Below are 13,722 nucleotides of genomic sequence, written 5' to 3' on the forward strand. Positions count from 1 at the left end.
ATGGCAAAACGATCTCCTAACCCAAATACTTCTTATGGACGAAAAAGGATAAGTAATGAATACCAACAACGTGTATCAAACATGAATCCTTCAGAACGTACAAAACATGAGTCTAATGTTAAGGATGTGACCGTGTGGTTATGGATGATTGTCATTGTAATTTGTGTTATTGCTTTCTTAGTCGGCGGTACTTCTGGTTTAATTGGAACTATGAAGTTCATGACAAACCAATAGTCAATTCAAGCTATGAATAACAAGCCCTTACAAACTCGGTAATTGATCTTAATTTCTCCTTATTATCAACCGTGTGCTTTGGAAATACAAAAGTTTGGTAAACCGGCCCTGAGAACTTTTTGTTCTTTAATTTGAATTTACACACAACATCCTTCGGCGGATTATTTCAGTTGTTACCGAAAAGCATTCTCATTGTTTTAGGAGTGATACCGGTTAATGTGCAAGACAGCTCAAACTTATCTTTCTTTATAGGTATAAGACCAAGATTTTGAAACATTTATCATATCCTTCTAAACCAAAAACCTATTCAACAATTATAAAAATTAAGCCATTAAAGAATTGACACCTTAATAACACAATAGCTCTTCATCTCTGGAAGGCTATTATTAACCGGCACCGCTGGGTACTACTAATCTAGACTGGTTAGAAGGACCCGATAACAACAAAAGAACATTCTACATAAATCAATAATAGACATTTATTACAGAAAGAATCTTAGCTTCGCAAAACTAACTTAAAGTGCCTTACCTATTAATTTTCAGACTTTCAAAGTATGTTGTTTTTTTAAGGCAGATCAGTTAATTACAAAAAGATATGAATTTAAACGAATTAAGAATTGGTAATTATGTCTTTACAGACGCTAAAGACTTAAATGGCAGCACCAGTCCTTGCGAGGTGCTGGGTATTTTGCCAGGCCAAAAGATAGCTTACAAAGCAGTGGCTGCACTGGTAGAATGTAATCAGGAACAGGTTCAACCTATTCCCCTGGACGCAGACTGGCTGGTTAACAAACTTGGTTTTAAAGACAATGCCGGTGGTTACTTTCAGCACCAAGATTTCAATTTCTTCTTATTTCATGTAGTAGAAGATGAATATTTTGATTGCTATAAGCAATTACCATCAAATGATGATACCGGAGATTTTAAAACCTTACAACACGTTCATAAATTACAGAATCTGTTTTTTGAACTGTTTGATGAAGAATTGATCAATAACGATTAAACACAACACAAAAGCCCTTCATCTCTGAAGGGCTTTATAATTAATATAAATTGAGGGGGATAGTTAGATTTAGTGATGTGCTTTTAATGCATCCGCATGTCCGCCACCAATATGCTGCTGTCCCGGAACAACATTGATCACGTAATCCGTGGTGTGGACCTTACCTTCGGCCTGAAACTGTATCCAGCCTCTGTAAATACCTGGGTTCGGAAAGGAAGCATGTAATTTATACCTTCCGTTTTCCACCTCAGGATGGGCATGAATATATGCTTTATCCTCAGTGCTAATTAATACGACATGGGCTTTTGCGCCTAAGAAATCATCTAATGTTGCAGGATCAATTTCTTTTCCATCTTTTTCAAGAACACCATCAATCATCATGTGGCCATTTGTAAACTTACCCTGTTCCGCAACTAGTGAAATGCTATAAGCTCCTGAATTTCCAATCAATTTTTCTTCAGTATAATTAGCAGGAAATGGCGCGGTACCCGGAACATTTACTTCCAGTTTACTGACCACCTGACCAGGTCCTTCTGGCTTATAATCTGCAAAAAGATAAAATTTACCACTGGCAGGGAAGGTCGTTTTAACCGTATAACCTGCGATGCTTTCCTGCGGATGAATGTGGTTAAAATACGACAGGTCTTCGTTCACGATGATCAGGTGAATTTTCTGTTCATGCGACAACTCTAACTTTACTGGTTTTTGAGGCGTTAAGGTTAATGTGGTTTCTTGTTCCGGAACAATGTTCTGAGGCTCAGACCTAAGTTCCATATTGTATTCGCTACTTTCCATATCCTTATAATTTATCAGGTGATTACTTGTTTTTCAGGAAAAAGAAGCTGCTCAGCGGAGCAGCTTCTTTCTAATTTACTGTGGTTAATTTAAGCGGTCGGCGGTAAAACCGGCTTCATTAATGGCAAAAATGACGGAGCTTTCATCCACCTCATCTGAGACAACGGTCAATATTTTTTCCGGTGTTTTCACGTCAACTTCCCAGTTGTCTTCTCCGATAGCTTCATTAAGAATCGGAGAAACTCTTGCCAGGCATCCGGAACACTTGATGTTCGTTTTAAATTTTAATGTTTTCATTGATGCTAATATTTGTGTTAATGTATTTTGTTGAACTATTCTTTTAATCTTATATCCCAATCGCGTTACTGAGCCGGTTATTTTCTCAACGGAGGTTAATAATGGCTCATAAGAGATGACCATAACACCAGGGAGTACCGCAACCAGATAGGCTCCAGGGTTCTTTAATACGGAAAGTGTTACCGTTGAAATGCAATAACCATCTTTCAGGTCGCTGATGTCTAAACCGAGCAATTTCATGTTCAGAACAGATTATTGACCGACCTTATAACCCAGCTGCTCCCAACACAATGAAACCTTCTCATACTGCTTATCTTTAAATTAAGTGTTCCCATAATCATTAGTTTTATAGTACAAAGTTATCTCCCGGGGCAGCTACAGCTTTTACACAATTGCCGTAATATTTTATGAAATTCTAATCAAACTCAATGGTAATATCCTCAGTCAGAGGGTAACTCTGGCACAGCAAAATCATGCCCTGCTCGACTTCCTTCTTCGTTAGCGCATAATTTTTAGCCATCCTCACCTTTCCTGAAGTGATGATGGCGACACAGGCACCACAGCTTCCAGCTTTACAGGAATGCCCGAAAGCAATGCCCTCTTTTAGTGCGGCAGTCAACAGTGTTGATCCAGGCTCGATTTCAATCAAATGGGTTTGCTCATAAAAATGAACCAGTACTTCCCGCGTAATTTCAGGCAGAGTTAACTGCTCCGCTGGAACCTCTTCATCGGTAAATCGTTCCATAAAAACACCTGTTTCAGGAATTTCTAAAGCTTCCAGGGCCTCCTGATAGATTTTCATCAGCCCCGATGGCCCACAAAGAAAGAAATGAGCTCCTGATGGTTTTCCCACAGTAGCGGCCTGTTTCAATAGCTTTTTAACGACCAGTTTGCCCAACCTATCCTCAATTAAAGTCCCTGTAAAGACCGGCTTTGCTCCAGCCTGCTGTGATAAGGCATGGATCACATGAAGCCGCCCTGTATATTGCAGGCTTAATGCTTCAAGAGCAGTTGCAAAAATCACGTCCGACCAATTTCGGTTGGCATAAATTAAGGTCACCTGAACCTCAGCTGATGTACTCAATAAAGATTTGGCCATAGAAAGTAACGGTGTTATACCGCTTCCCCCGGAAAGTAAAACCACATCCTTGCACTGATAACTGCTTTTAAGGGGTATAAAGGAACCATAAGGTCCCTCTATTTCCAATTCGCGGATTTCTGCTACCTGATCTACCAGGTAATTACTCATTAAACCATCTTTTACCCGTTTCACCGTGATGGCAGGATAAGCGTCCAGATCAGGTGAAGACGACAAAGAATAAGAACGGGTTATTTTTTCTCCATTGACCACCTGGCTGATATTGACAAACTGCCCGGGTAGGTATTTGAAGGCAGATTTCATCACATCAAATTCAATGGTTACCGCATCCTTTGTCTCTATAGTCACCTTACGGATTGGCCAGATCATTTTATATTTCTTCATTTATTTGAATGTCTTGATAGAAAAAACAGCGATCAATGCCCCTAAACCACTGACTACCGCGGCAGATTTGAATGCAGTACGGAAACCGTCATTTAACAGGCCGACCTCTACTGTACCCCCTTGTGCCATATCCGTTTGCGCGGATACAATAGCAACGATGATCGCCAGTCCCAGGGCCGAACCAATCTGATAACTGGTATTTACCAACCCAGAAGCCAGTCCGGTTTCTTCCGGTTTGGCGCCCGACATGGAGGCAATGGTTCCGGGAATATACGCCAGCGACATACCCAGGGCTCCTAACAGCGATGCAGGTAATACATTGACCATAAAAGTGCCATCAACGGGAACCGTACTAAAAAGAACCAGAGAAGCAGTAAGCGATATAAATCCGGCGATCAGACTGGCTTTAAACCCAAATCTTGCCACCACTTTCCCTACAACTCCACCCATCAGAATCATGATGGCAAAAGTCATCGGTAGTAAGGCCAGACCACTATGGAAAGCAGAATAATTTAAAACCTGTTGCAAGTAAAGATTCAGGAAAAACCATAATGGAATCCATGCACCAGCTAGTAAGCCCATCACCAGGTTACCGCCAGAAAGGTTGGGCACTTTGAAAATAGATAAAGGGACCAATGGCTCTTTTTTGTTCTTTTGTACGATCAGGAAAACGATAAACAGTGCTACTGCTAAAGCCAGTAATCCAAGTGTTTGAACCGAAAGCCAGCCTGCACCTTCTGCTGAAACAATCGCATATACCATCAGAATCAGCGCTGCTGTGGCCAGAATCGCCCCAAGAACATCTACTTTTCCTTTTCGTGTTGCGCCTTTAAGTAATAATCCTGGGCTCAAAGCCAGTACAATCAGGCCCAAAGGGATATTGATCAGGAACACCCATTCCCAGGAAAGCCATTGCGTAATGGCACCACCGAAAAACACACCAGCAGAACCACCTGCCGCAGCGGCAGCACCCCAGAATCCAAGGGCTTTATTCAGTTCTTTCGGATCAGTAAATTTGGTTAATACCAGCGTTAATGCGGCTGGCGCGATGAATGCAGCACCCAGACCTTGCAATGCTCTACCGGTATTTAAAACCGCTTCTGACCAGGCCAGTCCTGCTAAAAGTGAAGCGCTTGTTAAGATGGCAAATCCCCACATGAAAACCTTACGGGAGCCAAACAAGTCGGACAAACGGCCTCCAAGCAGCAGGAAACCGCCAAAAACAATTACATAAGCATTAAAGATCCATTGAAGTCCGGTTTGTGAATAACCGAGATCGGTTTTGATGGCCGGTAAGGCTACTCCTATGATGGAGGTATCCATGATCACAATGAACTGGGCCATACATAGCAAAGAAAGTGCTGCCCATCGCTTGGCGTAAGGCAGCACTTCTATAATTGGTTGTGTTTTATTTCTTGACATAAATTTATTATTTGTGCCAAAATTAGAGAACACTGAACCGGGGATTTTATACAATTACCGGATAATGTTATAGAGTTTTAGTATCCCCTATAATTTCAATAAACCCAGAGATCGCTGTAACTCAACAGACAAGACCTTAAGTGTATATACGGACTGTAAATAGTTGATTTGACCTTGTGTCAGCGCCAATTCGGCATCCGTTAATTCCAGTCTGGAACTTAAGCCGTTCTTGTAGCGGTCGTTCATCATCGTGTAATTTAACTCCGCTGCATTTACCGTTGTTTTTTGAATAAGGAGTTGTGCCCGGGCTTCTTTCCACCTGCTGATGATGGCCGCCAGTTCCGCATTCATTTCTTCCTTCAGCTCATTTAACCGGATATTTTCCTGTCGTACTTTAATCCGCGCCTGATTAATCTGCGCATTGGTACGGTTTCCGTTAAAAATCGGTACGCTCACCTGGAATCCCAGAAACGAAGTGCGGGGTACGGTATAACTACCCAGATGGAGATTATCGGCCTGTGCCTGCAACTGGTACTGCCCTACAATGGAAGCCTGAGGCAAGCGCTCTGCTTTGCTGGCAGACCATTGTTTTTCCTGCTGCTCAATGGTCAGTTGTTGCAGTCTGATGTCCTGGCGGTTCAGTCCGGCAGTTTTCAAAGCTTCCTCCAGCGTATAAAACCGGGCTTGATCCTGCCCGATATGGAGACTGTCGGTTGGTTTAATCGATACCACCTCATTTAATCCAATCAGTCTTTTTAACTGAATCCCACTCACCTCGATGTTGTTCCTTAAATAGGATATAGAAGACTTTAAATTCTCTACCGCAATAAAGCTTCTTAAAGTATCCACTTTCAGACTTCTCCCTTGCGCAAATAAGGCTCTGGTATCTTGCAATGCCCTGTTGTTCCGCAACAAACTTTGCTCTTGTAAACTGAGCTGACTATTCATCAACAGCAAACCATAATAGCTACCGGAGATCTGAAATGCCAGTTGGCTTTCCAGATCAGTAGTTTTTTCTTTCTGTATCTTTTCATTGATCACAGCGACCTGCTTCTGGCGCCGCGCATTTTCCATAAATACCGGCTGATTTAAAGATAAAAAGCCGTTAAAGGCATTCTTCCCGCCTACCGCAACGTCCTGCACCGGATTGGTGGTGCCGGCAAATGTGCCGGGAAGAAAGATCACCTGACGATCAAAGTAACGGGAATATCCGGCAGTTGCCGAGATAGACGGTAACAACCTGCTCTTCGTTTCCCGGGTAATCTCCTGATAACGAATCTCCTCCAGCGTTTGTATCTGGAGTTCTTTATTGCCCTTTGCGGCCATTGCTAAGGCCTCCGCAAGACTTAAGTCTTTTTCCTGGGCATACAAGGCTTTGCCCGAAAACAGAAGCAGCAAAGCCAGTGGTATATTTAATATTTTCATTGTCTTTCTTTAATAGGTCAGCATTATGAGATTTCTTCATTTTCTTCTTCAACCGCTTCTTTACGCTTGGTTCCTGACAGGTAAGAGTATACCGCAGGGATAATAAACAGGGTAAGAATCCCGGCAAAGGTTAATCCACCAGCAATTACAATTCCCAGCGACTGGCGGCTGTTCACCGTAAATGCAATTGGCAACACACCGAATATCATCGCCAGCGAAGTCATTAGGATCGGACGGAAACGGGATATTGCAGCTTGTATCGCCGCATCATATTTGGAAAGTCCTTGTTCTTTCAAATGATTGGCAAATTCTACGATCAGGATACCATTTTTAGTAATTAATCCCACCAGGGTGATGATTCCAATCTGACTGAATACATTTAAACTCTGGTCGAACCAGTATAAACTCAGGATAGCACCTGTTATCGCCATTGGCACCGTCAGCATGATGATCAGCGGATCACGTAAACTTTCAAATTGTGCGGCCATGATCATGTAGACCAGCAACAAAGCCAAAATCAGTGTAGAGGCAATATTGCCCTGACTTTCTTCGTAATCTCTGGACTGACCCGCTAAACTCGTTTTGAAGTTTTCGTCCAATACTTCCTTTTTGATGCGGGTCATTTCTTCAATACCCGCTTCCAGACTTACACCTGGTGCTAATCCGGCAGAAACAGTCGCAGAAGTATATTGGTCATAGCGATAGATTGCCGCTGGACTAATCCCTTCATCGATAGTCACCAGATTATCCAAAGAGATCATTTGCTGATCCGCAGAGCGGACATAAATCGCACGAAGATCACTGATGTCGTTCCTGTTTTTACGTTCTACCTGACCAATAACTTCATATTGCCTGTCAGCACGTAAGAAATAACCATAACGCTGGCCAGAGAACGAAAGCTGTAAAGCTCTGGAGATTTCCTGCACAGAAACACCCATTAAGGCCGCTTTTTGCCTGTCAATATTGATCTTTAATTCTGGTTTATTGATTTTCAGATTGGCATCAACGAACATGAGTTTTTTGCTCTGTCTTGCTGCAGCCAGAAATTTCGGAAGCACTTTGTTTAAGCTATCCAAAGTTGGCGCCTGAAGTACATATTGTAGCGGCATACCACCGCCATAGCGTGTACCAATGGTTGGTGGCAGGTAAGGGAATAAAAGGAATCCCTTGAACTGACCAGAAGCCATGGCGTATTTATTGTACAATTCCTGAGTAGATAACTGACCTTTTCCAGGGTTATTCAGATAAATACTCTGCACCGCAATATTAACGGGTGCCGGTGCAGGAATAAAAGAAATACCGACCATAGAATAGGTTTGATATAACCTGCTACCGGTAGAGTCATTCACATATTTACCCACTTCCGTCATTCTCTTTTGCATATATTCAAAAGAAACACCCTCAGGGGCAATAGCGATCAAACTCATATTCGATCTGTCCTCAATCGGGGCAAGCTCAGAAGGAAGTTTTTTCCCGACAAAATAAATCAGACTGGCAGTAACCACTAAGAATACCGGGGCTAACCAGCGGCGTTTCATAAACGCGATTAACAAACTCGCATAGCCATTATTTAAGCGAACAAAAAACGGCTCTGTATTTCTGTATAACCAGTTTGGCTTGTCGTTCTTTTTTAACAATAACGCACTCAGCATAGGCGAAAGCGTTAAGGCCACAAAAGCCGAAACCAATACAGAACCCGATACCACAATGGCAAATTCTTTAAACAACTGGCCACTGATCCCACCCATAAAAACAATCGGCATAAATACCGCAGCCAGGGTGATCGTGGTAGAGATCACCGCAAAATAAATTTCTTTAGAACCTTTGAAAGCAGCCTGAATTGGCGACATCCCTTCTTCGATCTTTTTATAGATGTTTTCCAACACCACAATCGCATCATCAACCACTAAACCTATCGAAAGCACTAATCCCAGCAGGGTAAGTACATTGATGGAGAAACCTGCGACATACATAATGAAAAATGCAGAAAGGATGGAAACCGGAATCGCCAGTACCGGGATAATGGTAGAACGCCAGTCGCGGAGGAAAAGAAAGATAATCAGTACCACCAAACCGAAGGCTATGAAAAGCGTTTCTTCTACTTCTTTAATCGAAGTACGCACAGGGCTGGTGAAATCGAAACCAACAATCAGGCGATAATCTTTGGGAACTTCTTTACGCAATTGAGCTAATCTGGCATGAAATTCATCCACTACTTTAATCGCGTTCGCCCCCCTTTGAATCTGAACGGCAATTCCCACACCAACACGGTTTAAATTGCCGGTTTCATTGATGATCGCGGTTCTCTCATTTTCTTCTCCTAATTTCGCAGATCCGATATCTTTTAAACGCACAACGGTATTCCCCTCGCGTTTTAAGATCATTTCATTGAAATCTTCTACCGAAGTTAAACGACCTAGCGTCCTTACACTTAACTCATTATTTGCGCCTTCAATTCTTCCGGAAGGAATATCAATATTTTCTCTTAACAGGGCCTGTCGGATGTCTTCCGGAGTAAGCATATAAGCGGCCAGTTTAACCGGATCAAACTGTAGTCGCATGGCATACTTATGTTCCCCGACAACGGCAACACTATTTACGCCCGGAATAGACTGCATCCTGTCTTTGATGACCGTAGAAGCCAGATGACTAACTTCTCTGATGTCTTTGGTATCACTTTCTACCTCTAAAAAGGCAACCAGATTATCCGGTGAAGAAGCCTTTTCCACCACCGGCGGATCTACATCGGCGGGAAGTTGTTTTCTGGATTTGGCCACCTTATCGCGCACATCATTCAGTGCATCTTCCAGGTCGATATCCCTGGTAAATTCGATAGAAATCACACTGACCTGCTCCCTGGATTCAGAAGAAATTGTTCTGACGCCATTGGATTCGGCAATAGATTCTTCCATGGGTTTGGTGATCTTGGAGGCAATTACATCAGGACTCGCACCTGGATAATAGGTAACTACAGAAATTACTGGCGGTTCAGTGAGGGGATATTCCCTGACTCCTAAGTATTTCCAGCCAACAATCCCCATAACGACGATAAAGGCGGAAAATACAGCCGCCAGAACCGGTTTTTTTATACTTAATGATGATAAACTCATGTTTTTAATATTTGAAATAGATTATTTGGACACTGCAGCCTGAACCGGCATACCGTCGCCAAGACGAAGAAGATTGGACACAATGACACTGTCGCCATTGTTTAAACCAGAAATGATGGTGGCTGCAGTTTCAGTTCTGTTGCCAATACTGACCGACATTGATTTGGCAGCGCCATTTTTAACCACAAAAACACTGTATCCTGCTTCGCCCGGGATGAGTGCTTCGGTTGGTAAATTAATCGCTTTTGCATCTTTTCCCGAGGTACTGAAATGGATCTTCACAGACAAACCCGACCGGAACTTTCCGCCTGGATTATCGGCGATGGCCTGTACTTGTAATGCCCTGTTTTGAGCGTTAAGTCCAGGTTCAGTCGCTTTAATGCTGGCCGATTGCTGCTGACCAGAAACTGCGGTTGTAAAATTAATTTTACTCCCTGTTTTAACCAGTGGAAGGTACTTCTCCGGTACAGAGAAATTGATCTTAATCGTACTATGATCCTGAAGGCTCACCAGCTCCGTTCCCGGTGCTACAAAAGAACCCGGATCTACCTTTGAAATACCAATATTCCCTGAAAAAGGAGCTTTGATCTCCGTCTTATTCAGCTCCACCTGGAGGACTTCTTTTTGGGCTTCCAGCGCTTGTAATTTCACCGCGGTTTCATCGTATTGCTGTTGATTTACCGTTTCTGTTTTTAGCAGATTGCCAATCCGCTGTTCATTGAGGCGGGCTAGTTTAAGTTCAGCATTCAAGCCTTTTAACCGGGCTTTCAGGTCGGCATCATTTAATTTATAAAGCAATTGGCCTTTATTGACATATCCTCCGTCCTGAAAAGCAACCTGAATAATCTTTTCGGCGATTTCACTAACGATAGCAACTTCCCTGTAGGGGGCCATCGTGCCAACAATCACTTCTTCCTGATTCAGATTTTCTTCATTTACAACGATGGCATCTACGGGTAGTTTGCTCGCCTCAGCAGTTGCCGCAGCGGAGGTTTTTTGCGTATTTTCCTTACTGGTTTCACAAGCAACCAGCAGCATGCTACAGAGCACAGGAAGGAAGAAAACTTTTAGTTTATTTGTATCTTTTAACATGATCGGATTAATAATGGTGGAACAAATAGTTATTTTAATGGGTACAAATCTAGGGGCATCAGCACCCTGGACTTTATACTATTGCGGGGAAGTGTTATAGAATTTCTGGCAGAATTGTTAAAAAAAATGCCCGACTAAAAGCCGGGCATTGGTATTTATTTAGGTTGCTGTTCTAATGGAACCTTTTTTCACTTTTTTTCATGATGGCCAGTTTATCCTGCCTTATTCCTTTGTAATAAGCAAAGTCGAATCCTGTATGTTTTTTCAATTGCCTTGACAAATAAGCTACGCTGCTATACCCCAGGCCATGGGCGATATCGGTTAAGGATTTATCGGTATACACTAAAAGCGCTTTTACTTCCTCTATTTTCTTTTGTATAATGTACTTTTCCAGCGTATTACCTTGTGCAAGAGAAAATATAGCACTTAGTGAGTCATAATCCCTTTGTAATTCATCACTAATCCGCTTTGAAAACTTAACAGGCTCTCCACTTTCTGATTGCTCGTTGATACCGAGTTCAACGGCATGTTTAATCTGACTGACCAATTGTTCATTCTTATCCTTGATCAACTCGAAGCCGTTTTTTTGCAAAACCAGGTTTAAAGCTTGTTCATAAACAGGAATTGTGCTGTTTTCTTTTAAGATCACCTCGCCCAGATTTATACTCGATATGTCTAAACCGAGTTGGGAAAGTTCTTCGCTTAATACCGTAAAACAACGGCTACAAACCATCCCTTTTATGAGTAACTTATTGTTCTTTTTCATAACAAAAAATTTATACTCAAAAATAGAATGCCCGATAAAATTGGGCTTACACTATTTAGGGAATAGTTTATAGAATTTACAACTTGTCTAATGACCTGCGCGTATTCTCTTTTATTTTTTTAAAATGAGAAGGCGTAAATCCAGTAGCCTTTTTGAATTGGGTAGAAAGATACTGGACACTACTGTAGCCCAATTTATGAGCGATCTCACTTAAGGTAAGCTCATTATACTCTAAAAATTCTTTGGCTCTTTCGATGCGTTGCAGGATGATATATTGTTCAATAGTAATGCCCTCGATATTGGAGAAAAGTGAGCTGATGTAATTATAATCTATACTGATCTTTTGCTGAATCAGATAGGATAACTTAATGGTTAAATCTATCCGGTCTGCCCCATGAATAATTTCAATGATGAGATTTTTGACTCTTTCTACCAGCACCATTTTGCGGTCGTCCAGTAGCTCAAATCCCTTTTCCGACAACCAGTTCTTTAAATAACTGATTTGCATAGCAGAGAGATCTTCTGCTAATTCTACTTCTCCCATCAGTACACTGAGGGGTATTACATCCATGTTTTCAAAGCCCTGTCTGACCACAGTGATGCACCTGAAACATACCATATTTTTGATTGACACCTTCATTTAAGACAAACATAGCTTGCCGGTCAGGTTCAAAAACTACATAATTACTGCAAAAACTTGTAAAATTTCATGTTAAGGATAAAGAAGATTACCCTCCTACCTGCTCAACATCATTTCCCGGCTTATCTACCTCAATATCATTATCTTTTAATGCCTGATTATATCCTAAGGAATATTGAATTCTCCCCCATGCTGTCAACATTAACACCAGGTCTTCTTCTTTAAGTTCTCCGCTAACCTGAGCTTTGCAATAATGTAAAAATTCAATTTCCGTCATGATGTTTTCCTTTGTTTGATAATTATTCTATTAAAACAGGCACTAAAATTGCCGTAGCCAGCCTGATATTCTCCGGCAAATATCGCTATCTTAATCATCATTACATACCATAAACAGATGATAAAATTATACGCCACCTTGATTCTCTTATGCTGTAGCCTGATGGTACAGGCTCAAAAAGAAATACAACAGTACCAAACGTACTTTGCAACCGGCAATTACAAGGGGAAAAACATCCTGGTCTTACGTAAGTTTGAACAATCTGATCAGCAGCACTACCTGATTGTTGATCCCCGTAGCCTGGAAACACAAATTATAAGCAGCAAACAAATTTCCGTAAATCCCATCAAATTTGAGGACTTCGGAACCTACAATACCCCATACTTTAAGGCTCTTCAAACGGCACAAAAACAATCGCTCAACCTTCAGGATGCCGGAATTACCCAGGGCTTTCCAAAGGAAAAAGGCATCACGCTAACGATAGATTTATGCCCTTCCCATAAACCTTTAGACAGGAGTATCTTCAATTCACTGATCGCTGCATTTCAAAAAGAAGAGCGACCGGTTCCAGTGGCCTTATCCATTACCGGAAAGTTTATGTTGAGTCATACGGCCGATATCAACTGGCTTCAGGGACTGGAAAAATCGGGCGATTTAGCGATAACATGGACCAACCACACCTATAACCACCATTATGACCCCAAAGCCCCCTTGGCGATCAATTTTTTAATGAAACCAGGAACCGACCTTAACTTTGAAATATTAGGCCTGGAACAGGCAATGATCGAGCGGGGATTACTACCTTCGGTTTTCTTTAGATTTCCAGGTTTGGTATCTGATCAAAAGCTAGTCGACAAAGTAACCAGCTATGGCCTTATTCCAATTGGAAGCGATGCCTGGCTGGCAAAAGGACAACAAAGTCATGCCGGAAGTCTCGTGCTGATTCATGGAAACGGAAACGAACCTATTGGCGTTCAGGATTTCCTAAAGCTATTGGCTAGCGAGAAAGCGACCATTAACCAGCAGCAATGGCTACTTTATGATTTGAGAACAAGCGTTGGAAATGAATTCAAATAAGGAAAAACGGGTTTAAATTAAAACTTAAAACAAGGCTTTTGGTTCTCTCTTAAAAGAGAAACACAGCTGCATTAAAATAAGCAAAGCAACTAAAAATTTACA

General features: G+C 41.8%; 13 protein-coding genes. 3 read left to right on the plus strand and 10 right to left on the minus strand.

All coding sequences use genetic code 11. The annotated features are described in order from the left end of the window. Positions 1–234 (plus strand): hypothetical protein, encoded by a 234-nt coding sequence (locus tag R2Q66_RS06240; protein WP_316747141.1) that lies wholly within the window; start codon positions 1–3, stop codon positions 232–234. 594 nt (positions 235–828) lie between these two features. Beyond that, positions 829–1,236 (plus strand): hypothetical protein, encoded by a 408-nt coding sequence (locus R2Q66_RS06245; protein WP_316747142.1) that lies wholly within the window; start codon positions 829–831, stop codon positions 1,234–1,236. Between the two features lie 69 nt (positions 1,237–1,305). Here R2Q66_RS06245 and R2Q66_RS06250 read toward each other — a convergent pair whose 3' ends face one another. The 10 genes from R2Q66_RS06250 to R2Q66_RS06295 all read right to left on the minus strand — a co-directional run bounded on the left by R2Q66_RS06250 (position 1,306) and on the right by R2Q66_RS06295 (position 12,543). Next, the gene (locus R2Q66_RS06250; RefSeq protein ID WP_316747143.1) at positions 1,306–2,031 is read right to left on the minus strand and encodes a hypothetical protein; all 726 of its coding nucleotides are present in this window, start codon (positions 2,029–2,031) and stop codon (positions 1,306–1,308) included. Between the two features lie 84 nt (positions 2,032–2,115). Continuing rightward, a complete protein-coding gene (locus R2Q66_RS06255; RefSeq protein WP_316747144.1) occupies positions 2,116–2,568 on the minus strand; it encodes a heavy-metal-associated domain-containing protein in 453 nt (150 codons plus the stop codon). Between the two features lie 175 nt (positions 2,569–2,743). Beyond that, positions 2,744–3,811: a ferredoxin--NADP reductase gene (locus R2Q66_RS06260; RefSeq protein ID WP_316747145.1), complete on the minus strand. Its 1,068-nt coding sequence runs from the start codon at positions 3,809–3,811 to the stop codon at positions 2,744–2,746. Further along, positions 3,812–5,233, minus strand: coding sequence for an MFS transporter (locus R2Q66_RS06265; protein WP_316747146.1), 1,422 nt, complete (start codon positions 5,231–5,233; stop codon positions 3,812–3,814). It abuts the gene before it with no gap. 87 nt (positions 5,234–5,320) lie between these two features. Next, complete coding sequence (locus tag R2Q66_RS06270) at positions 5,321–6,658, minus strand: TolC family protein (RefSeq protein WP_316747147.1); 1,338 nt, start codon at positions 6,656–6,658, stop codon at positions 5,321–5,323. A gap of 23 nt (positions 6,659–6,681) precedes the next feature. Beyond that, positions 6,682–9,768, minus strand: coding sequence for an efflux RND transporter permease subunit (locus tag R2Q66_RS06275; RefSeq protein WP_316747148.1), 3,087 nt, complete (start codon positions 9,766–9,768; stop codon positions 6,682–6,684). 21 nt (positions 9,769–9,789) lie between these two features. Then, positions 9,790–10,860, minus strand: coding sequence for an efflux RND transporter periplasmic adaptor subunit (locus tag R2Q66_RS06280; RefSeq protein WP_316747149.1), 1,071 nt, complete (start codon positions 10,858–10,860; stop codon positions 9,790–9,792). A gap of 172 nt (positions 10,861–11,032) precedes the next feature. Next, positions 11,033–11,626 (minus strand): AraC family transcriptional regulator, encoded by a 594-nt coding sequence (locus R2Q66_RS06285; protein WP_316747150.1) that lies wholly within the window; start codon positions 11,624–11,626, stop codon positions 11,033–11,035. 76 nt (positions 11,627–11,702) lie between these two features. After that, positions 11,703–12,197 carry a helix-turn-helix transcriptional regulator gene (locus tag R2Q66_RS06290; protein ID WP_316747151.1) on the minus strand — a complete coding sequence of 165 codons (495 nt, stop codon included), beginning with the start codon at positions 12,195–12,197 and terminating at the stop codon, positions 11,703–11,705. A 157-nt stretch (positions 12,198–12,354) separates the two neighbouring features. Then, positions 12,355–12,543, minus strand: a complete 189-nt coding sequence (locus R2Q66_RS06295) for a hypothetical protein (protein WP_316747152.1) — start codon at positions 12,541–12,543, stop codon at positions 12,355–12,357. Positions 12,544–12,660: 117 nt separating this feature from the next. Between R2Q66_RS06295 and R2Q66_RS06300 the strand changes: the two genes are divergently transcribed. Further along, the gene (locus tag R2Q66_RS06300; protein WP_316747153.1) at positions 12,661–13,620 is read left to right on the plus strand and encodes a polysaccharide deacetylase; all 960 of its coding nucleotides are present in this window, start codon (positions 12,661–12,663) and stop codon (positions 13,618–13,620) included. Positions 13,621–13,722 lie beyond the last annotated feature (102 nt).

Origin of the sequence: Pedobacter gandavensis (assembly GCF_032677645.1) — a bacterium.
GTDB classification, from domain to species: domain Bacteria; phylum Bacteroidota; class Bacteroidia; order Sphingobacteriales; family Sphingobacteriaceae; genus Pedobacter; species Pedobacter gandavensis_A.